25 protein-coding genes and 3 tRNA genes are annotated in these 24,613 nt (G+C 63.6%); 4 read left to right on the top strand and 24 right to left on the bottom strand.

Annotated features, from left to right (window positions below; all coding sequences use genetic code 11):
• Window positions 1-243: 243 nt before the first annotated feature.
• Window positions 244-2,280: an NADPH-dependent 2,4-dienoyl-CoA reductase gene (locus SA496_RS07800; RefSeq protein ID WP_330115241.1), complete on the bottom strand. Its 2,037-nt coding sequence runs from the start codon at window positions 2,278-2,280 to the stop codon at window positions 244-246.
• A 203-nt stretch (window positions 2,281-2,483) separates the two neighbouring features.
• On the opposite strand from SA496_RS07800, the gene SA496_RS07795 reads away from it, so the two are divergent.
• Both SA496_RS07795 and SA496_RS07790 read left to right on the top strand, forming a co-directional pair.
• Window positions 2,484-3,416, top strand: coding sequence for a hydrolase (locus SA496_RS07795; RefSeq protein WP_120651735.1), 933 nt, complete (start codon window positions 2,484-2,486; stop codon window positions 3,414-3,416).
• Window positions 3,413-4,450, top strand: a complete 1,038-nt coding sequence (locus SA496_RS07790) for an AraC family transcriptional regulator (protein WP_120651736.1) — start codon at window positions 3,413-3,415, stop codon at window positions 4,448-4,450. The genes SA496_RS07795 and SA496_RS07790 overlap by 4 nt, the downstream gene beginning before the upstream one ends.
• On the opposite strand, the gene SA496_RS07785 is transcribed toward SA496_RS07790, so the two are convergent.
• The 13 genes from SA496_RS07785 to gspE all read right to left on the bottom strand — a co-directional run bounded on the left by SA496_RS07785 (window position 4,451) and on the right by gspE (window position 12,681).
• Window positions 4,451-4,576: a hypothetical protein gene (locus tag SA496_RS07785; RefSeq protein WP_330115240.1), complete on the bottom strand. Its 126-nt coding sequence runs from the start codon at window positions 4,574-4,576 to the stop codon at window positions 4,451-4,453. It abuts the gene before it with no gap.
• 157 nt (window positions 4,577-4,733) lie between these two features.
• Window positions 4,734-4,810, bottom strand: a tRNA-Asp gene (locus SA496_RS07780).
• A 102-nt stretch (window positions 4,811-4,912) separates the two neighbouring features.
• Window positions 4,913-4,989, bottom strand: a tRNA-Asp gene (locus SA496_RS07775).
• A 35-nt stretch (window positions 4,990-5,024) separates the two neighbouring features.
• A tRNA-Val gene (locus SA496_RS07770) sits at window positions 5,025-5,100 on the bottom strand.
• A gap of 149 nt (window positions 5,101-5,249) precedes the next feature.
• Window positions 5,250-5,768 (bottom strand): type II secretion system protein M, encoded by a 519-nt coding sequence (locus tag SA496_RS07765; protein ID WP_120651737.1) that lies wholly within the window; start codon window positions 5,766-5,768, stop codon window positions 5,250-5,252.
• Between the two features lie 2 nt (window positions 5,769-5,770).
• Window positions 5,771-6,913 (bottom strand): type II secretion system protein GspL, encoded by a 1,143-nt coding sequence (gene gspL, locus SA496_RS07760; protein WP_330115239.1) that lies wholly within the window; start codon window positions 6,911-6,913, stop codon window positions 5,771-5,773.
• Window positions 6,910-7,881, bottom strand: a complete 972-nt coding sequence (gene gspK, locus SA496_RS07755; RefSeq protein ID WP_120651739.1) for a type II secretion system minor pseudopilin GspK — start codon at window positions 7,879-7,881, stop codon at window positions 6,910-6,912. Before gspK ends, gspL begins: the two co-directional genes overlap by 4 nt.
• Window positions 7,878-8,582 (bottom strand): type II secretion system minor pseudopilin GspJ, encoded by a 705-nt coding sequence (gene gspJ / locus SA496_RS07750; RefSeq protein ID WP_120651740.1) that lies wholly within the window; start codon window positions 8,580-8,582, stop codon window positions 7,878-7,880. The genes gspK and gspJ overlap by 4 nt, the downstream gene beginning before the upstream one ends.
• Window positions 8,579-8,968 carry a type II secretion system minor pseudopilin GspI gene (gene gspI / locus SA496_RS07745; protein ID WP_330115238.1) on the bottom strand — a complete coding sequence of 130 codons (390 nt, stop codon included), beginning with the start codon at window positions 8,966-8,968 and terminating at the stop codon, window positions 8,579-8,581. Before gspI ends, gspJ begins: the two co-directional genes overlap by 4 nt.
• The gene (gspH, locus tag SA496_RS07740) at window positions 8,965-9,510 is read right to left on the bottom strand and encodes a type II secretion system minor pseudopilin GspH (RefSeq protein WP_330115237.1); all 546 of its coding nucleotides are present in this window, start codon (window positions 9,508-9,510) and stop codon (window positions 8,965-8,967) included. Before gspH ends, gspI begins: the two co-directional genes overlap by 4 nt.
• Before the next feature lie 32 nt (window positions 9,511-9,542).
• Window positions 9,543-9,929, bottom strand: coding sequence for a type II secretion system major pseudopilin GspG (gene gspG, locus SA496_RS07735; protein ID WP_256661032.1), 387 nt, complete (start codon window positions 9,927-9,929; stop codon window positions 9,543-9,545).
• Between the two features lie 49 nt (window positions 9,930-9,978).
• Window positions 9,979-11,193, bottom strand: a complete 1,215-nt coding sequence (xcpS, locus tag SA496_RS07730) for a GspF family T2SS innner membrane protein variant XcpS (protein ID WP_120651744.1) — start codon at window positions 11,191-11,193, stop codon at window positions 9,979-9,981.
• Complete coding sequence (gene gspE, locus SA496_RS07725; RefSeq protein WP_120651745.1) at window positions 11,194-12,681, bottom strand: type II secretion system ATPase GspE; 1,488 nt, start codon at window positions 12,679-12,681, stop codon at window positions 11,194-11,196.
• A 261-nt stretch (window positions 12,682-12,942) separates the two neighbouring features.
• Here gspE and SA496_RS07720 point away from each other — a divergent pair, with 261 nt between their 5' ends.
• On the top strand, window positions 12,943-13,587 hold the full coding sequence (locus SA496_RS07720) for a type II secretion system protein N (protein ID WP_120651746.1): 645 nt from the start codon (window positions 12,943-12,945) through the stop codon (window positions 13,585-13,587).
• 4 nt (window positions 13,588-13,591) lie between these two features.
• Window positions 13,592-15,553: a type II secretion system secretin GspD gene (gene gspD / locus SA496_RS07715; RefSeq protein WP_120651747.1), complete on the top strand. Its 1,962-nt coding sequence runs from the start codon at window positions 13,592-13,594 to the stop codon at window positions 15,551-15,553.
• A 118-nt stretch (window positions 15,554-15,671) separates the two neighbouring features.
• Here gspD and SA496_RS07710 read toward each other — a convergent pair whose 3' ends face one another.
• The 10 genes from SA496_RS07710 to truA all read right to left on the bottom strand — a co-directional run bounded on the left by SA496_RS07710 (window position 15,672) and on the right by truA (window position 24,610).
• The gene (locus SA496_RS07710) at window positions 15,672-16,436 is read right to left on the bottom strand and encodes an SDR family oxidoreductase (protein WP_256660980.1); all 765 of its coding nucleotides are present in this window, start codon (window positions 16,434-16,436) and stop codon (window positions 15,672-15,674) included.
• 11 nt (window positions 16,437-16,447) lie between these two features.
• Entirely contained in the window at window positions 16,448-17,659 is a 1,212-nt protein-coding gene (locus tag SA496_RS07705; protein WP_120651749.1) for an O-succinylhomoserine sulfhydrylase, read from the bottom strand.
• 75 nt (window positions 17,660-17,734) lie between these two features.
• A complete protein-coding gene (purF, locus tag SA496_RS07700; protein ID WP_330115236.1) occupies window positions 17,735-19,240 on the bottom strand; it encodes an amidophosphoribosyltransferase in 1,506 nt (501 codons plus the stop codon).
• An 89-nt stretch (window positions 19,241-19,329) separates the two neighbouring features.
• Window positions 19,330-19,842 carry a CvpA family protein gene (locus SA496_RS07695; RefSeq protein WP_077525450.1) on the bottom strand — a complete coding sequence of 171 codons (513 nt, stop codon included), beginning with the start codon at window positions 19,840-19,842 and terminating at the stop codon, window positions 19,330-19,332.
• Between the two features lie 95 nt (window positions 19,843-19,937).
• Window positions 19,938-20,612, bottom strand: a complete 675-nt coding sequence (locus tag SA496_RS07690) for an SPOR domain-containing protein (RefSeq protein WP_120651751.1) — start codon at window positions 20,610-20,612, stop codon at window positions 19,938-19,940.
• A 5-nt stretch (window positions 20,613-20,617) separates the two neighbouring features.
• Window positions 20,618-21,904, bottom strand: coding sequence for a bifunctional tetrahydrofolate synthase/dihydrofolate synthase (gene folC / locus SA496_RS07685; RefSeq protein ID WP_120651752.1), 1,287 nt, complete (start codon window positions 21,902-21,904; stop codon window positions 20,618-20,620).
• Window positions 21,901-22,773, bottom strand: coding sequence for an acetyl-CoA carboxylase, carboxyltransferase subunit beta (gene accD / locus SA496_RS07680; RefSeq protein WP_120651753.1), 873 nt, complete (start codon window positions 22,771-22,773; stop codon window positions 21,901-21,903). The genes folC and accD overlap by 4 nt, the downstream gene beginning before the upstream one ends.
• Window positions 22,774-22,810: 37 nt before the next feature.
• Window positions 22,811-23,074, bottom strand: a complete 264-nt coding sequence (locus tag SA496_RS07675) for a hypothetical protein (RefSeq protein WP_120651754.1) — start codon at window positions 23,072-23,074, stop codon at window positions 22,811-22,813.
• A 1-nt stretch (window position 23,075) separates the two neighbouring features.
• Window positions 23,076-23,693: a phosphoribosylanthranilate isomerase gene (locus SA496_RS07670; RefSeq protein WP_330115235.1), complete on the bottom strand. Its 618-nt coding sequence runs from the start codon at window positions 23,691-23,693 to the stop codon at window positions 23,076-23,078.
• Window positions 23,694-23,749: 56 nt separating this feature from the next.
• Entirely contained in the window at window positions 23,750-24,610 is an 861-nt protein-coding gene (truA, locus tag SA496_RS07665) for a tRNA pseudouridine(38-40) synthase TruA (RefSeq protein WP_153921038.1), read from the bottom strand.
• Between the last annotated feature and the right edge of the window lie 3 nt (window positions 24,611-24,613).

Genomic DNA, 24,613 nt, shown 5'->3' with positions numbered 1-24,613 from the left:
CCCGGTCGCCGGGGCCTGTCGGACCGGCGGCAAGGCTAAAGTGTGACGTGGTTGGAGCTGCAGGGAAGTGCCGCCCGGCGCGAACCGGGCGGCGAGGCGGACGAAGCCCGGACAGGATCTCGCGAGCTAGCAGGTCGCAAGGCGAAAACCGCCTAGGAAGCGCAGTTTACGAATGGTAAATATGCATTCCGAGGCGGTTTTCAACACAGCAGAGCCGACGCGCAGCAAACCCTGTTCTGGCTTTTAGAGTTCGGCAGCGAGGCGCGAGCCTTGATTGATGGCACGCTTGGCGTCCAGTTCGGCAGCCACATCGGCACCGCCGATCAGGTGCACGCTCTGGCCGGCGGCGACAAGGCCATCCTGCAGTTCGCGCAGCGGGTCCTGGCCGGCGCAGACGATCACGGTATCCACCGGCAGCACCTGGGGCTCGCCCTCGGCCACGCGAATGTGCAGGCCAGCATCGTCAACCTTGAGGTACTCCACCGAGTTGAGCATCTGCACCTGCTTGTTCTTCAGGCCGGTACGGTGGATCCAGCCGGTGGTCTTGCCGAGACCATCACCCACCTTGGATTTCTTGCGTTGCAGCAGGAAGACCTGGCGCGCCGGCGCATGAGGCTGCGCCTTGATCCCGGCGATACCACCACGGGCCTCCAGGGCGCCGTCGATGCCCCACTCTTTCCAGAAGGCGGCACGATCGAGGCTGGTGGACTCACCCTGATGGGTGATGAACTCGGAAACGTCGAAGCCGATACCGCCAGCGCCGATGACGGCAACCTTCTGGCCCACCGGCTTGCGCTCGAGAATGGCGTCCAGGTAGCTGATCACCTTCGAATGCTCGATACCGGGGATTTCCGGGGTGCGCGGGCTGATGCCGGTGGCGAGGATGATTTCATCGAAGCCGCCCTTGGCCAGGTCCTCGACCGAGACACGAGTATTCAGGCGCAGGTCGACCCCGGTGGTTTCAAGCTTGCGCTTGAAGTAGCGCAGGGTCTCGAAGAACTCTTCCTTGCCCGGCACACGCTTGGCCACGTTGAACTGCCCACCGATCTCGGCGGCGGAGTCGAACAGGGTCACGCTGTGGCCACGCTCGGCGGCAACGGTGGCGGCCGAGAGGCCGGCAGGACCGGCGCCAACCACGGCGATCTTCTTGGCCTGGGCAACCGGGATGAAGTTCAGCTCGGTTTCGTGGCAGGCACGCGGGTTCACCAGGCAACTGGTCAGTTTGCCGCCGAAGGTGTGGTCCAGGCAGGCCTGGTTGCAGCCGATGCAAGTATTGATCTCGTCGGCGCGGCCTTCGGCGGCCTTGTTGACGAAATCCGGATCGGCGAGGAAGGGACGAGCCATGGACACCATGTCGGCGTCGCCTTCAGCCAGTACCTGCTCGGCCACTTCCGGTGTGTTGATGCGGTTGGTGGTGATCAGCGGGATCTTCACCTCACCCTTGAGCTTGGCGGTGACTTTGGTGAAGGCCGCGCGCGGTACCTTGGTGGCGATGGTCGGGATACGAGCCTCGTGCCAGCCGATACCGGTATTGATGATGGTCGCGCCAGCGGCTTCGATGGCCTTGGCCAGGGTGACGATCTCGTCCCAGGTGCTGCCACCTTCCACCAGGTCGAGCATGGACAGGCGGAAAATGATGATGAAGTTCGGGCCTACGGCCTCGCGAACGCGACGGACGATCTCCACCGCCAGGCGCATGCGGTTCTCGTAGCTGCCACCCCAGCGGTCGGTACGCTGGTTGGTGTGGGCGGCGAGGAACTGGTTAATGAAGTACCCCTCGGAACCCATGATCTCGACGCCGTCGTACTCGGCCTGCTGGGCCAGCATCGAGCAGGTGACGAAGTCCTGGATCTGCTTCTCGATGCCCTCTTCATCCAACTCGTTGGGCTTGAAGGGGTTGATCGGCGCCTGGATGGCCGACGGTGCTACCTGCTTGGGGTTATAGGCGTAGCGGCCGGCATGGAGGATCTGCATGCAGATCTTGCCGCCCGCTTCATGCACCGCGCGGGTAACGATCTTGTGCTTTTCGGCCTCTTCCACGGTAGTCAGCTTGGCCGCACCGGCATAGACGCCACCTTCGGCATTAGGGCCGATGCCGCCGGTGACCATCAGGCCGACACCACCACGGGCGCGCTCGGCGAAGTAGGCCGCCATGCGCTCGAAGCCATGGGGTTTCTCTTCCAGGCCGGTGTGCATCGAGCCCATCAAGGTGCGGTTGCGCAGAGTGGTGAAGCCCAGGTCGAGCGGGGCAAGCAGGTGCGGGTAACGGGTGGCGGTCATGGTTCCTCCACAACAGGCGGTTCTATTCACGGAATGCCTCGGCTTCAGGGGGCCGGGGTCGGTTATGGGGCAGAAGATAAAGAGCCGACATGGCCCGCTCAATGATCAGAACTGACAAGTTACTGATCCAAACTGACAGCCACCCTTGGCAAGCGGCAGTGCGTCCCCTACCCTGATCGGCATTCCCCTGACTCGGATTTTCCATGCGCAAGCTGCTGACGCCCTTGATCGCCGCCATCCTGGTGAGCTGCCTGACTGCCTATGCGGTATGGACCGGCGAACGGCCGCACGCCCACTATCTTTCCGATCTGCGCGCCACGCTCACCAGCAATGTGGGAACGGCCGGTGCAAGCGGCAACCTGCTGGCGATCCGTCCGGCGCTGTACCCCAGCGACTACCGCGACCCTGATCTCCTGCGCATGAAGCTCGTCGCTGCCTTTGACCAGGCCCGTGCCCTGGGCCTGCTGAACGAGAAAACCGTAGTCGCCCTGCCCGACCACATTGGTACCTGGATGCTGTTGCGGGACGAAAAGCACAGCCTCTACCAGGCTCGAACCTTCGCCGAAGGTGGCCGATTGCTCACCCTCAGCCACCCGACGCTCCTGGGACGCCTGTTCCTCCAGGGGCAGGACCTGGAAGAGGCACTGCTGCGGGCCAAGGCCCGTCGCATGGCGCGGGACTACCAGAAGATGTTCGGCCGTCTGGCTGGCCAGTACCAGGTCACCATTCTCGCCGGCTCCATCCTCCTGCCCTCCCCTTACCTCAAGGACGGCAAGCTGCGCAGCGGCCACGGCGCGCTCTACAACGTCGCATTGGCCTTCTCCCCCGACGGCCTGCTGCTTGGCGAGCCTTTCAGCCAGCCCTGGCCACAAAGCGCCAGGGGCGAATCCAGCCAGAAGCTGCAAACCGCCGGCGGCCAGGTGACCATTGCCCGCAGCTGGAGCCAGGGGTATCCGCAGAATCTGGTGACACTGAGCGACGGCCAGACCAGCGCCAGCGAGGCGCTGTTCCTGCGCGGTCGTCTATGGCGGCTGCATAACGCACCAGCGGGCAGCGAACTGACACCCGCCCAGGTCTCGCAAGCCAGCGAATCGCCGGGCAGCCACCTGCTGAATGCCTGGTTGAGCCCGCGATGAAAACGCAACGCGTCAAACTGGGCGATCTCTCCGTGAGCTCCGTACTCAGCATGGCAGCGGCGCTGGAGCAGGCCGGTCACTGCGCGACGGACCTGCTGGAACGCTTCGGCCTGGACGCCACGCGTTTCGCCGAACCCCATGGGCGACTGTCGATCCCGCGCTTCATGCGGCTCGGCCACGCCGCCATCCAGCTCAGCGGCAATCCCGCCCTGGGCCTGGCCATGGGCCGCCTCAGCCGACTCAGCCAGCTCGGGCTCGCGGGTGTCTGCGCCGAACAGGCACCCAACCTGCGCGAAGCGGCCCGTGCCCTGACCCGATTCGAACTGCTCTACGCCAGTAACTATCGCGGACAGTCGAGCTTCCACGAGGACGCCAAGGGTGCCTGGCTGCGCTTCTATTCCATCAGCCCCTACAACGCCTACAACCGCTTCGTCGTGGATTCGGTACTGGCCGGCTGGCAGAGCCACCTGAGCCAACTGGCTGGAATGGGCATCCGAGTAGAGAAGGTGGAGATCGAGTTTCCGGCACCGGAATATGCCGAGCGCTACACCGAGCATTTCGGTTGCACGGTGGAGTTCGAGGCCAGCGCCAACCAGCTTCGACTGTCTCAGGACACCCTGGCACTGCGCGGCAGCGAACACTGCCCGAGCACCTGGCGACAATTACTGGATATCTGTGAGAGGGAGCTGCAGCAGCTGACACGAACCCGCAGCCTGCGCGAGCGTATTACCCAACTGCTGGGACCACTGCTGCACGGGCGCGAGCCGGACCTCGAAGAAGTGGCGGCGCGGCTGCAGATGCCGAGCTGGACGCTACGCCGCAAGTTGGCCGAAGAAGGCACCCAATTCCGCGCCATCCTCAACGAAACGCGCCGCGACCTGGCCATGGCCTATATCCGCGATACGGAACTGGCCTTTGGTGAGATCGCCTACCTGCTGGGGTTTGCCTCGGCCGAAGCCTTCCAGCGCGCCTTCAAGCGCTGGAGTGGCAGCACACCGGGCGAGTTCCGCCGCGCCCAGCGCCAGGCAGGTTGATCACATTTCGGTAGCGTCTTCAGCCGGCTCGACCGAGTCCTGCTCGCTGGCGTGAAAGTCGAGAATCTCTTCCTGGTAATCGTCCATTGGCTGTTCCTCCTGGTGGCGATATGAGTTAGGAAACAAAGTCCATGCCAATAAGGTAACGAGCGCAGGTGACCGGAAAATTACCCCTGCCTTCGTCATGGGAACCAAGGAGGGCCGAGAGGGTGGCCATGGGGAGAGATAAACGAACAGGCAAAGAAAAAGCCCCCAGGTATCGCTACCTGAGGGCTTCTCTATATGGCGCAGCGGACGGGACTCGAACCCGCGACCCCCGGCGTGACAGGCCGGTATTCTAACCGACTGAACTACCGCTGCGTGTCGGTTGGACTTGCGTCCGCTGGAACCTTTGCATCGTCTGGCAGATAGGCCCAACGGGACTTTCTGCCTCACGCCCGAGCAACTCGAACATGGGAAATATGGCGCAGCGGACGGGACTCGAACCCGCGACCCCCGGCGTGACAGGCCGGTATTCTAACCGACTGAACTACCGCTGCGCGTCGGCCGGACTTACGTCCGAAATTCGCAAGATTGGTGGGTGATGACGGGATCGAACCGCCGACCCTCTGCTTGTAAGGCAGATGCTCTCCCGGCTGAGCTAATCACCCATCGGCCTTGCGAGGCGCGCAATTTACGCAGAGGCCTCCGCTAAGTCAACACCCTGTATGGATTTTTTCTTCGAATGGCATTTCCCGCCCCGCCTGCCATCGCCTCGATGCGCACCAGAGCAGGGCAAGCGCACCGGACTGGCGCAGGATCAGCTCCCGGCCTTCAGCGATACCCGCGCCGTCACCCGGCCATCTTCGGTGCGATCCAGCCCGGCCTCTTCGATGCGAACGCCCTGCCCTTCCAGAACCCCCAGCCAACGCAACAGGCTGGGGAAGGCCGCCGGTTGAAGGTTCACCTGCACCGCCCCTGGGGCGTCGCTGTCGATTCGCTCGACAGCCAGTCCCTGCTCGGCAGCAGTGGCGGTCACCAGTCCCTGCAGGCGCTCCGGATCAACCTTGCTTTGCGGCTGACTCTGTATCGCACGCGCTTCGGGCGCATGGAGTTGTAGATAGGCGTGCATCCCGCGCTGGGTTTCGAAGTACTCGCGAGCGCTGGCCAGGCGACGTTCCGCTGGCAGCCAGAGCAGCAGGTAGAGCAGGACCATGCCGAGGAATATGCCCAGCCACAGCAATGCCATGCGATCCCGTGCCGGCAAGGCGCGCCAGCGCGGGGCCAGGGAGGAAGCCTGCCACTGCGAGCGGAGCGGCGCCTTGATTGCATCGAGCATCTTCATCCTCCTATCACCAGGCGCGCGCTGACGCCGCTCTGGTCACGGCTGGCCGACCCCATTTGCACGGAAAGCCCGCTTCCGATCAGGCGCTCGCGCAGACGCTCCAGGGCGTCGAAGCCCGGAGCCTGCACCTGCAGAGCCAGATCACCCCGTATCTCACTGAAATCCAGTTGCTGCACCCGCACCTGAGCACCTTCGGCAATCAGTGCCTCGGCCGCCTTGCCAAGTAATGCGAGCAAGCGGCTCTGACCTGCACCAGAGCCTTCGACCAGGTGTTGATCGAACTGCGCCCGCAGATTCACCAGCTTGGTGTCCTGGGGGAACAGTTCGCGATAGAGCGCTTCGTTGGCATCGGCGTAGGTGTCACCCTGGCGCTGCAGCTGCCAGGCCTGGACCAGGTTGAAGCCCCATTGCAGTACCAGCCACAGACCGACCAGTCCGAGCAGCGGCTTCCAGCGCGACCAGCGTTTCCGCTCTTCCTTCAGGGTGAACTCACCCTGGGCCAGATCGCTGCCCTTCTGCTCCGCCAACCAGCCATAGGCATCCATCTCATCGCGCCAGTCATCCACGCCCTCGAGGGATTGGCGCTCGACGGGAGCGCGGCCATTGCGCGGTGCCGGGCAGACATCCCGCAGATGCGGCCAGTCCTGTTCCAGGAAGCCAAGTCGGGCACTCCCCTCGCCCCCCAGCAGCCAGCGCTGGTCCAGCCAGAGCAGCTGGGTGCCCTGCTCCGGCAACATGTCGGCGTCTATCTGGATGGATGCGGGCATCGTCCCGAGTTTGCCAGCCAGATCGAGCCATCCCGCCAGCCAGCTGCGGCGCACCGCAAATACCCGATGCCGACCATCGACCAGAGCACCACCGAGCCCCAGATGGAAGCTCTCGACCTCCTCGGCAAGCATCTCCTCCACCGCGAATGGCAGCGCCTGACGCAGCCAGCGCCCCTTCTGCGTAGGCAGCCGGACCGCGCAGCAGGTCACGGCCTCCACCGGCAGAATCAGGCGCCAGGGCGAAAGCACTTCTTCCAACGCCCCGGCAAACGGCAGGCGACGGCCCGTGCCTCCTTGCCAGAGCAGCACCTCCAGTTCGGCATCCAGCTGCGTGCAGGCGGCCACCGGGAGGAAGATGCAAGCCTGTGTCATGACTGCGGCTCCTTGACGGGCGCCGGCGGCAAACCGCCTTGCCCGAGATCACGAGAAAGAATCCGTACCTTGCCGTCACTGCCGCGCTGCAGGGTACTGACCAGAACCTGGCGGCGACCGGCGAGGCGTACCTCGCTGATCACCTGGAAATACTGACTGCCCACCGCCAGTCCCTGCGCCTCCAACCCCATCCCGGCGAGGGCCGGCTGGCCGAGGAAGGCATCCATGCTGCGGAAGCCCGTGGCGCCTCGAGCCGCCATCAGCAGCCCGCCGCTGTCAGCGTCGAGGTTGTCGGCCAGGGTGGATAGCACGAGGGCACTGGCCGTGTTGACGTTGAGAGTGGAATCAGACGGCAGCACGGCCACGAAAGGCAGCAGCTTGCGGTAGTCCAACTCCGTCATGCCTAACACTAGGCGCAACTCGGAAACATCGCTCATGGCGTGATTGGCCGCGCGGTAAGGCGGCTGCAATAGCAGGTACTGGTTATCTTCCGCACCATTTGGCCCGAAGGGCTCCTCGTCACGGTCGAGCCAGTCCACCAGCCGCTCGGTATAGGGCGCCTCGATTCCCAGGCGCAGCAGAAGACGCCGGAACTGGCGAATACCCTGTTCGTTGAGCTGGCCATCGCGCACCAGGCTGTTGAGGTTGAAGCGCCCGCTCGGATCCTCGATACGCACGCTGAGCGAGCCGCCGTCGTCCAGTTGGAAAGTGCTCAGGGGACGCGCCCAGGCCTCGCCGAGGTGATCCACCGGCGTACGCGGATCGCCCTGGCGCAGGTCACGAACCAGGATGGCTTCCGCCAGCGCCTCGCCGCCAAGCGCGTACTGGGCCACCTGACGGGTATGGAGCTCGTTGCCGCTGGAGCGGATGGAAAGCTGGGTCCTGGCGATCAGGCCAGCGCAGACGACAGTGACCACCGCCACAACCAGCAGCACAGTAAGCAGCGCAACGCCTGTCTGGCGCTTCATTGCGTCCGCTCCTGTCCGTCATCCTGCTGGTTGTCCTGCTCTCCCTGAGGACTCTGCTGCTCGCCGCCTGCCTGGGGCACCTGGCGCGGCGGGGTTTCCACCAGCCGCAAGACCCTGCGCAATTCGCCGTAGCGGCGATGCTGCAAAGTGATCTCCAGCGCGCGCGGCAGGCGATCCAGACGCTCATCGTCGGACAGCCCGGCAGGCGGCCAGCTGTCTTGCCAGTCGCCACTGTCGTCCATGTAGCGCAGCTTCATGGAGGTCACACCATCCAGGGCGTTCTGAACCCGCGGCAGGCTGTCCTGCGCCTGGTCTAGGACCGTCCAGTAACGCCGTTCCAGGCGCTCACCGGAAAGCTGCCAGCGCACCCGCTGCAAGCGCGAGCGCTGCGTGCCGGTAGGATTGCGCCAACCGCTCCGGGTGAGTTCCAGGCTGTCGCCGTCGCCGGACTGTTCACCCAGCAGCGCGGCCCGTGATTCGCCGTAGGCATCGCGTATCGGCCGTGAGATCACTTGGCGAACATCGCGTTCGAAGGCGGAAATGCCCCGCACCAGCTCCCGCAATTGCTGCTCCTGTAAACGGGTCGCCTCATCGCTGTCGAGGACCGCACCTAGCATGCGCCAGGTACCGATGGCCAACAGCGCAAAAATGGCGATGGCGATCAGCAGCTCCAGCAGGGTGAAGCCTGCGGAGCGCTTCATGGTGTACTCCCGAGGAAGCCCACCAGGCGTATAGCGGCGCGGTCTTCCAGTTTGCCGCCGATACCTCTAAGGGGCTTGGGTGCGACCCACAGCGTGACTCTCCGCAGTGCCGGGTCGCTGGTCCCCTCGACCTGGCTCAACCACTCCCAGCGCCGCCCACCGTAGTCCAGTTCACCCTGGTCGCGGCCATTGCCCGGCGGCGTCTGGCGCAACTGCAACTCCGTCAGGCGGTTGTCGGCGATCCACATCGCCAGGGTCTTGTCTTCCAGGCGCGAAGCGATCTGCAGGCTGCGGGCGCTGGCAGTGAGCACGCTGGCGGCTACCACTGCGAAGATGGCCAGGGCCACCAACACCTCGATCAGGGTGAAGGCGCGACTGTGCTTCATCCAGCGCGCCCTTTGCCACTCAGGCTCTCCACGCGGGGCAGGCGAAAGCCGTCGCTGGAAAGCTGCAGGCGCCGCCCATCCTTGCGCCGCTCGGCCATTACCAGGCGGAATGGACTGAGCTCGCCACTGGAGAGAATAATCAATTGCGGTACCGGCTGGGCATCCTTCGCCTTCTTCTCGTCCTTGGCAGGCGCCGGCAGCACCAAGGGCTCGCCGTCCAGTTCGAAGGTCAGCTCGGCCCACTCGGGCAACTGGCGGGCGCCATCGGACATGGGCTGCCAGCGCGAACTGGATTCGTCGTAGTAGTAGACCTGGTAACGGTCGCGCTCGAGTCGCAGGCCGTACTCGCGGTTGTCCAGCACGGCCTCGTCGGCGAGCACGCCGATCAGGCCCGCCAGGCGCTCCGCTTCGTTGTTGAGTTCACGAGCGGGGCCGGCGACACCAGAGCTGATTACCGCCAGACCCGCGAGGCAGGCAATGACGACCATCACTACCAGCACTTCTATCAGGGTGAAACCCGCGGACGCCAAGGTACCGGACATCCGACCAGCGCCACCCTGCCGCCCGCTTCTCATCAGTTGTCCCAGTTGGTGATGTCGGCGTCGTTGTCGCTACCGCCTTCCTTGCCATCGGCCCCCAGGGAATAGAGATCGTAGGTACCCTTGCTACCGGGCGACAGGTACTGATAGGGGTTGCCCCAAGGGTCGATTGGCAGCTTCTTCAGGTAGCCGTCCTTATTCCAGTTCTTCGGCGGCGGGTTGCCGGAAGGCCGGCTCACCAGGGCCTCGAGACCCTGCTGGGTGCTGGGATAGGCGAAGTTGTCCAGCTTGTACATGTCCAGGGCGGCGCCAATGGCCTTGATATCGCCCTTGGCCACGGTGACCTTGGCCTGGTCGGGACGGTTCATCACCTGCGGCACCACCAGCGCGGCAAGAATGCCGAGGATGACCACCACCACCATGATTTCGATGAGCGTAAAGCCCGACTGACTACGGCGCAGATTCACGCGATTACCCCACGAGTTGGTTGAGAGAAAGGATAGGCAGCAGGATGGCGAGCACGATCATCAGCACCACTGCCCCCATCACCACCAGCATGAATGGTTCGAAAAGCCCGACCAGCAGGGCGATGCTCGCGGCCAGGTCGTTTTCCTGGTTGCGCGCTGTGCGGGCAAGCATCTGGTCGAGCTCACCAGAGCGTTCGCCACTGGCGATCATGTGCAGCATCATCGGCGGGAACTGGCCGCTGCCTTCCAGGGCGCGGGTCAGGCTGCCGCCTTCGCGGACCTTCTGTGCAGCCAGCACGACATGGGCCCGGATCACACGGTTGGCGATCACTTCGGCACCGATGCCAAGGGCCTCCACCAGCGGCACACCGCTACGGGTCAGGATCGCCAGGGTGGACGCGAAGCGCGCCGTATCGGTGGCGCGCACTAGCCGCCCCACCAGCGGGATGCGCAGCACCATGGCATGCCAGCGGTGGCGGATGTTGGGGTCACGCAAGGCCCAACGTGCACCGACGATGGCCGCGACCAACACCAGCAACATCAGCCAGCCCCAATGCTTGACCAGATCGCTCAACGCGATGAGCCCTCGGGTGAGCAAAGGCAAGGTCTGTCCGGAATCGATGAACACCTTGACCACGTCCGGCACCACGAAGCCCAGCAAGAAGGCGACGATCGCCAGCGACGCACACATCAGGATCACCGGATAGAGCAACGCCAGCTGGATCTTCTGCCGCGACTGCTGGCGTTGCTCGGTGTAGTCGGCCAACTGCTCCAGCACCGGGCCCAGGTGACCTGCATGCTCCCCAGCCGCCACCGTGGCGCGATAGAGATCAGGGAAGGCCGATGGAAACTCCCGCAGGCTGCTGGCCAGGCTGTGCCCCTCCAGCACCCGCGCGCGCACCGCCAGCAACATCGACTGGATGCGCGAACTGCTGGACTGCGCGGCTGCCGCCCGCAAGGCTTCCTCGATGGGCAGCGCCGCCTGCACCAAGGTCGCGAGCTGTCGCGTCACCAGGGCGAGATCACGCGCGGAAAGGCCACGCGAGAGGCTGAAGCGGCCACGCTCGGCCTGCTCGCGGACACGGGTCGCGCGCACTTCCAACGGGGCCAGCTGGCGCTCCCGCAGCAGCTGGCGCACCTGGCGAGCGCTGTCCGCCTCGAGCACGCCCTTCTGCTGGCGGCCCTTGGCGTCGAGCGCGAGGTATTCGAATGCGGCCATTTACTCTTCCTGGGTGACCCGCAGAACTTCTTCCACCGTGGTGACCCCGAGCAAAACCTTGCGTCGGCCGTCCTCGCGAATGCTTGGGCTGGACAGCCGGGCGTGGCGGATCATTTCCTGCTCTGAAGCAACGCTGTGAATCAGGCTGCGCATGTGATCGTCGAACACCACCAGCTCGTATATACCGGTGCGCCCGCGATAACCCTGCTGGTGGCACTCCGTGCAACCACGGGCGCGATACAGGGTCGGCGCGCTACCCGGGTCCACACCGAGTAACTTGCACTCGGCGGAGTCAGCCTGATAGGACTCCTTGCAATGCGGGCACAACACCCGCACCAGGCGCTGGGCCAGCACACCAAGCAAGGACGATGACAACAGGAAGGGTTCGACCCCCATGTCCACCAGGCGGGTGATGGCACCGATCGCGCTGTTGGTGTGCAGGGTCGAAAGCACCAGGTGACCGGTGAGCGATGCCTGTACGGCGATCTCGGCAGTCTCCTGGTCGCGGATCTCACCCACCATCACCACGTCCGGGTCCTGGCGCAGGATGGCACGTAGACCACGGGCGAAGGTCATGTCCACTTTGGGGTTGACCTGAGTCTGGCCGATACCCTCGATGTGGTACTCGATGGGGTCTTCGACGGTAAGGATATTGCGGGTGCGGTCGTTCAGCGTGACCAGGCTGGCGTAGAGAGTGGTCGTCTTGCCCGAACCGGTGGGGCCGGTGACCAGCAGGATGCCATGAGGGCGGCGCACAGTGTCTTCCAGCTGGTGGCGATCGCGATCGCTCATGCCCAGATGCTGCAGGGTCAGGCGGCCGGCCTGCTTGTCCAGCAGACGCAACACCACCCGCTCGCCATTGGCCGACGGCAATGTGGAAACACGGATGTCGACTTCGCGTCCGGCAACCCGCAGGGAAATGCGGCCGTCCTGGGGAATGCGCTTCTCGGCGATATCCAGGCGCGCCATGACCTTGATCCGCGACACCAACAGGGCCGCCAGCTCACGCTTGGGCTCCAGCACTTCACGAAGTATGCCGTCGACGCGGAAGCGCACCACCAGGCGTTTCTCGAAGGTTTCCAGATGGATGTCGGAGGCGTTTTCCTTGATCGCCTCGCCGAGGATGGCGTTGATCAAGCGAATGATCGGCGCGTCGTCCTCCTGCTCCAGCAAGTCCTCGGTTTCCGGAATCTGCTCGGCCAGGGCCGCAAGGTCGAGGCTTCCGCCAAGGTCTTCGGCGAGTTGCATGGCGGCGGAGGAATCATGCTGATAGGTCTGCGCCAAGGCCTGCTCGAAGGCCTCACCGGTGAGCGGTTTCATCGGCAGGCTGCGCCCGGCGAATCGACGCGCCTCGGCCAGCGCTACCAGTTCGACGCCCGGGCGGTGTGCCAGGCAGGGCTCCACACCATCGAGCAACAACACACCATGTCGCTTGGCGAATCCGAACGGTAGCCGTCGCAGAGGGGCTTCAACGAGTGGAGGGTTCATCCGTGGGCGCCTATTTCAGGTGGGTCCAGAAAGAAGTATTGCAGGGCAATCTGACGAATGTGCAGAGCCGCTGTCCGATTCTTATGATGCTTGTGAACAAAACCACCTAAAGCCGTAAAAATTCACATATATCTTTAGCACAGCGACCGTGTCGCAACATCACCCGAACGGCCGACCATCGCCGGCAAAGTCGCTGCTATGATCAAAGCAGATTTGCCAAAAACAAAACCAGAAAAAAGCCCCATTAGGAGTTGGACCCACTTGCAAGCCTCGGATTCCGTGCATTGGCTGCAACGCCACGCGCCTGCACTTGTCGGTGCGCTGTTGGTGCTTGTCATGGGGGCCAGCTTCGCCTGGCAGACCCGTGAGTGGTTGCGCCTGGTGGATGCTCCAGCCGAGGCGCCCGAACAGCAGGGAAAACCGCGTGCCACCAGCCAGCCGCTGCAGAACCTGGAGCCCCTCTTCGGCCCGGCGCCGAAGGTCCAGCCAAGCGGCCCGCCCCCCACTACCAATCTGCGCCTGACCTTGCTCGGCAGTTTCGTCCATGCCGGGCCGGACAAGTCCATTGCCATCATCCAGTACGAAGGTGGCAAGCCGCGTCGCTTTACCGCCGGTGACGAGATCACCAGCGGGGTGAAAGTACACGCGGTGTATCGCAATCGCGTCGAGATCGAACGCAACGGTCGCCTGGAAAGTCTCAGTTTCCCGGAACCGCGCTCACGCTTCACCCCTGTCGGTGGCGTCCCTGACGAGCCCTCTGCCGCAGTGATCGACGAACTCAACGGCCTGCAGGAAGACAACGCCGCGGAATTGCGCGAGCGCATGGAAAAGCTGCGCCAACAGATGGAAGACCCGGAAAACACCGTCTCCGATCCTTCCGCCGAACAGTCCCAGGAAAGCGAATGACACGATGCCCCTGACCTTCTCGCGCCTCACGCTCGCCCTGATCGCCGCCGGGATGCTGACCGCGCCCCTGTCCCTGCTCGCCGCACAGCCGGCCGCCGCTCCTGGCAGTGCACAACAGCAGCAGCAGGACGGCTGGACCATCAACCTCAAGGACGCCGATATCCGCGAGTTCATCGACCAGATCGCCGACATCACCGGCGAGACCTTCATCGTCGACCCGAGAGTGAAGGGCCAGGTCAGCGTTGTGTCGAAGGCACCACTCGGGCTCAACGAGGTGTATCAGCTGTTCCTTTCAGTGATGGCAACCCACGGCTTCACCGTCGTCGCCCAGGGCGACCAGGCACGCATCATCCCCAACGCCGAAGCCAAGGCGGAGGCCGCCAGCAGCCGTGCCGGCGCGGAAAGCCTGGAGACCCGGGTGATCCAGGTGCAGCACACCCCGGTGACCGAACTCATCCCACTGATTCGACCGCTCGTTCCCCAGTACGGCCACCTGGCGGCTGTGACCTCGGCCAACGCCCTGATCATCAGCGACCGCGCGGCCAATATCGCGCGTATCGAAGACCTGATGCGCCAACTCGACCAGAAGGGTGACCGTGACTACACGGTGCTCAACCTCCGGCACGCCTGGGTCATGGACGCCGCCGAAGTGCTCAACGCGTCCCTCAACCGTGGTCAATCCAAGGGGACGTCGGGCACCCAGGTGATAGCCGATGCCCGCACCAACCGACTCATCATCCTCGGCCCACCGTCTGCCCGGGCGAAGCTGGCTGCCCTGGCGCAGTCCCTCGACACGCCTACCTCGCGTTCGGCCAATACACGGGTGATCCGTCTACGCCACAACGACGCCAAGGCGCTCGCGGAAACCCTCGGCGAAATATCCGAAGGCCTGAAGAGCGAAGAAGGGGGCGGTGAAGGGGGCGGCGCCGCTTCAGGCGGCAAGCCACAGAACATTTTGATCCGCGCTGACGAGAGCCTGAACGCGCTGGTCATGCTGGCCGAGCCGGATGTGGTAACGGCCATGGAAGATATCGTCCGCCAGCTCGACGTACCCCGCGCCCAGGTGATGGTCGAAGCGGCCATCGTCGAAATATCCGGCGACATCACCGACGCGCTGGGCGTGCAGTGGGCGGTGGATGCACGCGGCAGCACCGGCGGCCTGGGGGGCGTGAATTTCGGCAACACCGGCCTCTCGGTGGGCACCGTGCTCAACGCCATCCGCGACGACGAGATTCCCGACACCCTGCCCGATGGCGCCATCATCGGCATTGGTACCGACAACTTCGCCGCCCTGATCACCGCCCTCTCGGCCAACAGCAAGAGCAACCTGCTGTCGACGCCCAGCCTGCTGACGCTCGACAACCAGAAGGCGGAGATCCTCGTAGGCCAGAACGTGCCCTTCCAGACCGGCACCTTCACCACTGACGCATCAGGCGCCAACAACCCCTTCACCACCATTGAGCGCCAGGACATCGGCGTGACCCTCAAGGTGACCCCGCACATCAATGAAGGCGCCACTCTGCGCCTGGAGATCGAGCAGGAAATCTCCTCCATCGCTCCCTCCGCCACCCTGACCGCACAAGCGGTGGATCTGATCACCAACAAGCGCTCGATCAAGAGCACCATCCTCGCCGAAGACGGTCAGGTGATTGTGCTGGGCGGCCTGATCCAGGACGACATTACCCAGACCGATTCCAAGGTGCCGCTGCTGGGCGACATCCCCATCCTTGGCCGACTGTTCCGCTCGACCAAGGACACACATGTGAAGCGCAACCTGATGGTGTTCCTGCGCCCGACCGTGGTCCGCGACCGCGCCGGCATCGCGGCCCTGTCCGGGAAGAAATACAACGATATCCGCATCGTCGGCGAACACGACAAGGAAGGCCGGCCTTCCATCCTGCCGCGAGAGCCGGTGCAACTGTTCGACAACCCGCAGACTCCGGCGGTCGACCTGCGCAAACCGTGATGCTCAGGGGCTCGTGATTCAGCCCCGACGCGAGTCCTTCTTTCAGGCAGCCAGGCACAAAAATGGGCGGCCCACCTTCGAGGTGTAGCCGCCCTCTTCTTTCCAGCCCGATTGCCTATCAGCCGAGATAGATCATCTTGCGCGTCATGCCGCCATCGACCATGAACTCCTGACCGGTAACGAAACTGGCGTTCTCCGACAGCAGCCAAGCCACCTGGGCAGCAACGTCTTCCACCAGACCGACACGGCCCACCGGGTGCTGCTCGTGGTCCGACTGGGAGAGGGGTGCTTCTTCGCGGGCGGACAGGTCGCGGGCGTCGATCCAGCCGGGCGTCACGGCGTTGACCCGGATGTCGGGCGCCAGGCTCATGGCCAGCGCATGGGTCAGCGCCAACAGGCCGCCCTTGCTGGCGGCATAGGCCTCACTGTCGGGCTCCGATTGATGCGCACGAGTAGAGGCGATCGTGACAATGGCGCCCTTATGTCCTCGCAGGTATGGCGCACAATGCTTGGCGAGCAACATGGTCCCCGTCAGATTGACCGCCAGCAGGCGGTTCCAGCGGGCCAGTTCTAGGCTCTCCAGCGGCGGATTGTGGGGGTCGGTAATAGCAGCGTTGCTGACCAGGGCATCGAGGCGGCCGAACTGCCCGAGCACTTCAGCCACGCCCACCGCCACCTGACTTTCATGGGCGACATCCATGCCGACGAACCAGGCATTCTCACCCAATGCCTTGGCTACCCGAGCACCACGGGCGCGGTCGATGTCGGCAAGCACCACTTGCCAGCCTTCAGCGATCAGCCAGGCGGATACACCCAAACCGATCCCGCGCGCCGCGCCGGTAACCAGGGCGACCTTGCCGTTATTTGGCGCAGTCGCCTGCAAGGCCCAATCGATCACAGGGCGGCGAGCCCACGCTCCAGATCGGCCTTGAGGTCCGCCACATCTTCCAGGCCAATGGCCAAGCGGACCAGGCTGTCACTGATACCCGCATTGGCCCGTTCCTGAGGCGAAAGGCGCCCGTGGGAAGTGGTGGCCGGATGGGCGATGGTGGTCTTGGTGTCGCCCAGGTTGGTGGTGATGGAAATCATCCGGGTGGCGTCGATGAAACGCCAGGCCGCTTCCTTCCCGCCCTTGACCTCGAAGCTGACTACCGCGCCGAAGCCTTTCTGCTGACGCTTGGCCAACTCGTGCTGCGGATGACTTTCCAGCCCTGAGTAGTAGACGCGCTCGACACCGGATTGCTGCTCCAGCCACCGGGCGATATCGAGAGCGCTGGCGCAATGGGCCTGCATGCGCACGCGCAGGGTTTCCAGACCTTTCATCATCACCCAGGCATTGAAGGGGCTCAGGGTCGGGCCCGCGGTACGCAGGAAACCCACCACTTCCTTCATATGCTCGGCGCGACCGGCGACCACACCGCCCATTGTGCGTCCCTGGCCGTCGATGTACTTGGTGGCCGAGTGCATGACGATGTCGGCCCCCAGCTTCAGAGGCTGTTGCAGGGCTGGGGTACAGAAGCAGTTGTCTACCACCAGCAGAGCGCCTTTGGCGTGGGCAATCTCGGCCAGGGCGGGGATATCCACCAGTTCGGCCAGAGGATTGGAAGGAGACTCGACGAACAGCAGCTTGGTGTTCGGTTTAATCGCGGACTTCCAGCCATCCAGGTCGGACAGCGCCGGATAGTCGACTTCAATGCCGAAGCGCTTGAGGTACTTTTCGAACAGGCTGATGGTGGAGCCAAACACGCTACGGGAGACCAGTACGTGATCGCCGCTGCTGCACAGACTCATGGCAATGGCGAGGATCGCCGACATGCCAGAGGCGGTAGCCACAGCCTGTTCGGCACCTTCAAGGGCAGCGATTCGCTCTTCGAAGGTCCGAACGGTCGGGTTGGTGTAGCGCGAATAGACGTTGCCCGGGACTTCGCCGGCGAAACGCGCAGCAGCGTCGGCGGCAGTGCGGAACACGTAGCTGGAGGTCAGGAACATGGCCTCGCCGTGCTCACCTTCCGGCGAACGGCGCTGGCCAGCTCGCACGGCCAGGGTTTCGAAGGCGGCGCCTTCCAGGTCACTGTCCAGCCTTCCGGCTTCCCATTCCTGCGTCATATCCCTACCTCTTCAGAAACGAAGCCCGGATGCGATCCGGGCTACAGACTTACGACTCGCCGCCAGACGCGCGACTCAGTTGTTGTACAGATCGATAATGGCGCTGACCGCGTGGGCCTTGACCTTGCTGGCGTCGTTACGGGCCTGCTCGATCTTGTTCAGATAGTGCTCATCCACGTCGCCGGTGATGTACTGGCCGTCGAAGACCGCACAGTCGAAGTGGTCGATCTTCACTTTACCGCCACCCACTGCGTCGATCAGGTCCGGCAGGTCCTGGTATACCAGCCAGTCAGCACCGATCAGTTCGGCCACTTCCTCGGTGGAACGGTTGTGGGCGATCAGCTCGTGGGCGCTGGGCATGTCGATGCCGTACACGTTCGGATAGCGCACCGCCGGAGCGGCGGAGCAGAAGTAAACGTTCTTGGCGCCAGCTTCGCGGGCCATCTGGATGATCTGCTTGCAGGTGGTGCCGCGAACGATGGAGTCATCCACCAGCATCACGTTCTTGCCGCGGAATTCCAGTTCGATCGCGTTCAGCTTCTGGCGCACGGATTTCTTGCGCGCGGCCTGGCCCGGCATGATGAAGGTACGGCCGATATAGCGGTTCTTCACGAAGCCTTCGCGGAACTTCACACCCAGGTGATTGGCCAGCTCCAGGGCAGCGGTGCGGCTGGTATCCGGAATCGGAATCACCACGTCGATGTCGTGCTCGGGACGTTCGCGCTGGATCTTCTCGGCAAGCTTCTCGCCCATGCGCAGACGCGCCTTGTAGACGGAGATGCCATCCATGATGGAGTCCGGGCGGGCCAGGTATACATGCTCGAAGATGCAGGGGGAATACTGCGGATCAGCCGCGCACTGGCGGGTGAACAGCTTGCCTTCCTCGGTGATGTAAACCGCTTCGCCCGGGGCCAGGTCGCGAATCAGGGTGAAGCCCAGCACATCAAGGGCCACGCTCTCGGAAGCGATCATGTACTCGACGCCTTCGTCGGTGTGGCGCTGACCGAAGACGATCGGGCGAATCGCATGGGGATCACGGAAGCCGACGATGCCGTACCCGGTAATCATCGCAACCACGGCGTAGCCACCCTTGCAGCGCGCGTGCACGCCGGAAACCGCGGCGAATACATCTTCCTCGGTAGGCTGCAGCTTGCCGCGGTGAGCCAGCTCGTGGGCGAACACGTTGAGCAGCACTTCCGAGTCGGAATTGGTGTTCACGTGGCGCAGGTCGGATTCGTAGATTTCCTTGGCCAGTTGCTCGACGTTGGTCAGGTTGCCGTTGTGCGCCAGAGTGATGCCATAAGGCGAGTTGACGTAGAACGGCTGGGCCTCTGCGGAGCTGGAGGAGCCGGCAGTGGGATAGCGCACGTGGCCGATGCCCATGCTGCCGACCAGGCGCTGCATGTGGCGCTGCTGGAAGACGTCACGGACGAGACCGTTGTCCTTGCGAAGGAAGAGCCGGCCATCATGGCTGGTCACAATACCGGCAGCGTCCTGGCCGCGATGCTGAAGCACGGTAAGCGCGTCATACAGCGCCTGATTGACGTTCGACTTACCGACGATACCGACGATGCCACACATGTGACGCAACCCCTGCTAGTAGTTCAGGCTAATCAAGTACCCGTCCAGGCCGTTTGGGCATGGACGAGCATGCTTCCAGTTGCGACGCATCAGCTGGGTGAGCTGATGCCGCTCGCGAGCCACTGACTGGTGAAGCCCAGAATAAGGTTCTTCGACCAGTCAGCGACCATTAGAAAATGCGGTAACAGCGTAGATTGCTGCCACCAGGGATCCTGTTGCACCGGTGCCAGGCTAAGCAGGCCGACCAGCAGCACAACCAGCAGCGCACCACGGGCGGCGCCAAAGGCCATGCCCAGCACGCGGTCAGTGCCGTCCATACCGGTAACCCTGACCAGTTCGCCGATCAGGAAATTGATCAAGGCACCCACCAGCAAGGTGGCGATGAAGAGAATGGCGCATGCGGCGATGATGCGCGCCGAAGGCATTTCGATGAATTCAGTGAGGTGCAGCGACAAGGCGCCGCCGAAGGTCCAGGCAACAACACCTGCGACTATCCAGGTCAGGAGCGAGAGGGCTTCCTTGACGAAGCCCCGACTCAAACTGACCAGACTGGAAACGGCGATGATGGCGATTATCGTCCAATCGACCCAGGTGAATGCCACGATGCGGCCCACAAACAGAAAAGGCGCTGCATTTTAGCAGAGCCCTTCCACTCCGGTAACCCGCGGAGCAGAAAGGGCTCGATTAACCTGCTCTATCAGGTCTTTTCCGGCTGGAAACGGACGATGAAGCCGTTCAGCTTCTGCTGACGGGAGAGCTGGTCGCGCAGGCGATTGGCCTCGGCACGCTCGATTACCGGGCCGACGAACACTCGGTTCATGCCCTCCACGCTGCGGATGTAGGCGTTATAGCCCTGGGTACGCAGGTTCTTCTGCAGGTTCTCGGCACTGGCGCGACTGGACAGGCTGGCGAGCTGGATCGACCAACTGACCGGCAAGCCATTGAGATCCAGACGCTTCTCTTCGGCCTTGACCGCCGCAATGGGAGCAGCCGGCACGGGCACCGGTGTCTTAGCCTGAGCTGGTGCCGCAGGTTGCGGCTGCGCAGGAACCGGAACGGCAGGTGCGGTCGGTTGGGCGGGCGCTGTCGGTGCGGCCTCCTCGGCCGGAGGCATAGCCGAAGCGAGTGCGTCGTCGACAGGCTCCAGCGGCGGCACAGGCTCCTGAGGCAGAGCTTGCGGCTCCGGCACCTGGACCTGCTCGAGCTCCACCGGCGGCATTTCCGGCGCCTTCGGCATGGGCGGAGCCTCGACCACCACCTGGCGCATCTCGTCCTCGCGACTGAACAGCATGGGCAGGAAGATCACCGCCAGCGCCACCAGCACCAGAGCGCCGACGATACGTTGCTTGAGTCCCTTGTCCATTACAGCCATTTCCCCTACTCCCCCGCTGCTTGGTTATCCAGCCAGCTCAGCGCCTCAGCCACACTGTAGAACGAACCGAACACCAGAATCTCGTCGTCCGGTGACGCCCGCTCACACTGCGCCTCGAGAGCTGCGGCGATATTTTCGTGGACACTGACGCTTGCGTGAAGGTTCGTCAATGCCGCCTGCAGTTCCGATGCGGGACGGCTACGCGGGGTGGGCAATGGCGCCACAGCCCAGTGGGCCAGTCGCGCGCTCAGGGGGCCAAGAACGCCGGGAAGATCCTTGTCGGAAAGCAGACCGAAAACAGCCAGGTGGTTGCCGGCAACCGGGCGGGCAGCGAGGCGTGCCGCCAAGTACTCGGCCGCATGGGGGTTATGACCGACATCCAGCAGCAGGGAAACCCTCTTGCCGTGCCAGTCGAGGTTGCGGCGATCCAGTCTTCCGGTGACCCGCGTACCGATCAGCGCGGCCTGGAGGGCTTCCGGCTGCCAGGGCATGCCCAGCAGCGCATAGGCCTGAAGTGCCAGAGCGGCGTTTTCCATAGGCAAGTCGAGCAGAGGCAGATCATGCAGTTCCAGCACCTGCCCGGAAGCGCAGGTACCACGCCAGTGCCAACCGCCATCGCCCTGCGCCAGGTCGAATTCTCTTCCGCGCAAGAACAGCGGCGCGGCAAGCGCATGCGCCTGGTCCAACAGCGGTTGAGGCGGGTCCAGATCGCCACACAGGGCCGGCTTGCCCGCGCGGAAAATGCCTGCTTTCTCGAAGGCCACGCTTTCCCGTGTGTCGCCGAGCCAGTCCGCGTGATCCAGGCCGATGCTGGTCACCAGAGCGAGATCGGCATCCACCAGATTCACTGCGTCCAGGCGACCGCCAAGGCCAACTTCCAACACCACGGCATCGAGGCTTGCATGCTGGAACAACCAAAAGGCTGCCAGGGTGCCCATTTCGAAATAAGTAAGAGAGATTTCGCCGCGCGCGGCTTCTACCGCGGCGAACGCATTGCAGAGCGCCTGATCGGTAGCCTCCTGGCCGTTCAACTGGACGCGCTCGTTGTAACGCAGCAAGTGCGGCGAGCTGTACACACCAACCCTGAGCCCTTGAGCGCGCAATAGCGCGGCCAGGAAAGCGCAAGTGGAACCCTTGCCGTTAGTGCCGGTGACCGTGATCACTTTCGGAGCCGGCCGGGTCAGGCCCAGCCGTTCGGCAACTTCGCGGCTACGCTCCAACCCCATGTCAATGGCTGTGGGGTGGAGCTGTTCAAGATAGGAAAGCCAGTCGGCAAGGGTTTTCTGGGTCATGCGATAGCCGGGGAAGGTAGACGCAGCATCTGCGCCAGCAGCCGACCAAGGCGCTCTCGCAGCTCTGCGCGTGGGATGATCATGTCGATGGCGCCGTGCTCCAGCAGGAACTCGCTGCGCTGGAAGCCTTCCGGCAGCTTCTCGCGCACGGTCTGCTCGATCACGCGCGGACCGGCAAAGCCGATCAGGGCGCGCGGCTCGCCGACGATCACGTCGCCAAGCATCGCCAGACTGGCCGAAACGCCACCGTAGACCGGGTCGGTCAGTACGGAAATGAAGGGGATGCCCTCTTCACGCAGGCGGGCCAGGACTGCGGAGGTCTTGGCCATCTGCATCAGAGAAATCAGGGCTTCCTGCATCCGCGCACCACCGGAGGCGGAGAAGCAGACCAGCGGGCAACGCTTTTCCAGGGCAACGTTGGCGGCGCGAACGAAGCGCTCACCGACGACGGCCCCCATCGAGCCCCCCATGAAGGAAAACTCGAAGGCGCAAGCCACGATCGGCATCTTGTGCAGGGTGCCGCTCATCGCAATCAGCGCATCTTTCTCGCCGGTATCTTTCTGGGCGGCTACCAGGCGGTCCTTGTACTTCTTGCTGTCACGGAACTTCAGGCGATCTACCGGTTCCAGGTCAGCCCCGATCTCTTCGCGACCTTCCGGGTCCAGGAAGATGTTCAGGCGAGTGCGCGCGTCGATGCGCATGTGGTGGTTGCACTTAGGGCAGACGTCCAGCGTCTTTTCCAGCTCGGGCTTGTAAAGCACCGCCTCGCAGGACGGGCACTTGTGCCAGAGGCCTTCCGGAACGGAGCTCTTCTTCACCTCGGAACGCATGATCGAAGGGATCAGCTTGTCTACCAGCCAGTTGCTCATGCTCTAGTTCTCCACAGCTTTCAGGCCCGAACACGCGCTAGCGGTTCATAGCCCCGCGCATGTCCTTGAGCGAATTCATGGTTGCGACCCCGGCACTCAGCATGTAACCGGGGATCACCCTGGTGATGGCCTCACCACCACCCTCTAAAAAAACAGGCCCGATCGACGCAGCCTTGCCGCGTGACCCGACAGGCTTCGCCTGACTGGGCAACTCGGTTATGGACGGCAGCGACGCGCTGTCCGTCACATATGCAGGAGACGCGCCAGCAAGCAAATACGCGAAATCTTCCGCGATCTGCATGTCAGGCACGTGCCCGTTGGATGAAGGCTTGAATCTTTGCTGCGTCCTTGATGCCCTTGCTGGCCTCGACGCCACCGCTGACATCCACGGCATAAGGGCAAACCTGGCGCACCGCTTCGCCGATATTCTCGGGGGTCAGACCGCCAGCGAGAATCACCGGCTTTGCCGCATTCCGGGGCACCAGGCTCCAGTCAAAGGCTTCGCCGGTGCCACCAGGGGTGCCCGCGACATAGGTGTCGAGCAGAACACCGGATGCGTCGGGGTAGCGTGCGATCGCCGCCGCAACATCATCACCCGGCTTGACCCGCAGCGCCTTGATGTAGGGGCGACCGTAGCCCGCGCAGTCCGCCGGGCTTTCATCTCCGTGGAACTGCAACAGGTCAAGGGACACCACTTCCAGCAACTGCTTCAGCTCAGCCCGCGGCATGTCGACGAAGAGCCCGACAGTAGTCACGAATGGCGGCAGCGCAGCGATGATGGCACCCGCCTGGGCAGAAGTTACGGCGCGCGGACTCTTGGCGTAGAACACAAAACCTATGGCATCCGCCCCGGCAGCAACCGCAGCCAGGGCGTCCTCGATTCGGGTAATACCGCAGATTTTGATGCGAACGGCTGACAAGATGCGGGCACCTGAAGGCTAAAGACCACGGATGTTAACAAAGGCCTGACGCAGCGTCAGCCCGCGCAATCCGGCAAACCGGAAAGAAAGTGCGGCCCCAGGTAACGCTGGGGGAGCTCGAACTCTTCGGGGTACTCGACACGCACCAGATAGAGCCCATAGGGATGCGCTGTCACGCCGCCCTCCCGACGGATCCGCCCCTCCAGCACCTGCTCCGCCCACTCCGCCGGCTGCTCGCCGGCACCGATGGTCATCAGCACCCCGGCGATATTGCGCACCATGTGGTGGAGGAATGCATTGGCGCGGATATCGAGCACGATCAGGCGTCCGTGCTCAATCAGCTCAAGGTGATGCACCGTCTTGATCGGCGATTTCGCCTGGCACTGTCTGGCGCGAAACGCACTGAAGTCATGGGTTCCCACCAGGCAGCGCGAAGCCTCGCGCATACGCTGGACATCCAGGGGGCGGTGGTTCCAGGTCACTTCCTCAGCCATGTGCGCCGGACGAATCTCGTCGTTGTAGATCACATAGCGATAGCGCCGGGCCATGGCGCTGAAGCGGGCATCGAAATTCTTCGGCATCTCCCGCGCCCAGGTAACACTGATATCCGGCGGCAGGTTCGCGTTAGCCCCCATCACCCAGGAGAGCGCAGACCTCGAGACGGGTGTATCGAAGTGCACGACCTGGCCACTGGCATGAACCATGGCGTCGGTACGTCCGGCGCAGGAGAGTGTCACCGGGGCACCACCCGCCACACGGCAAAGGGCTTTCTCCAGCGCGCCCTGGATAGAAGGAACCCCGTCGATCTGGCGCTGGAAGCCGCGATATCGCGAACCCTTGTATTCAACGCCAAGGGCAATTCTGTAAATGCCAGCGGCAGCCGAATTGGCTGCCGCTGCGGGTACTACATCTGTCATCTA

Origin of the sequence: Pseudomonas sp. JS3066 (genome assembly GCF_036328175.1) — a bacterium.
Classification (GTDB): Bacteria; Pseudomonadota; Gammaproteobacteria; order Pseudomonadales; family Pseudomonadaceae; genus Metapseudomonas.
This window is presented reverse-complemented; position numbering and strand designations above follow the sequence as displayed.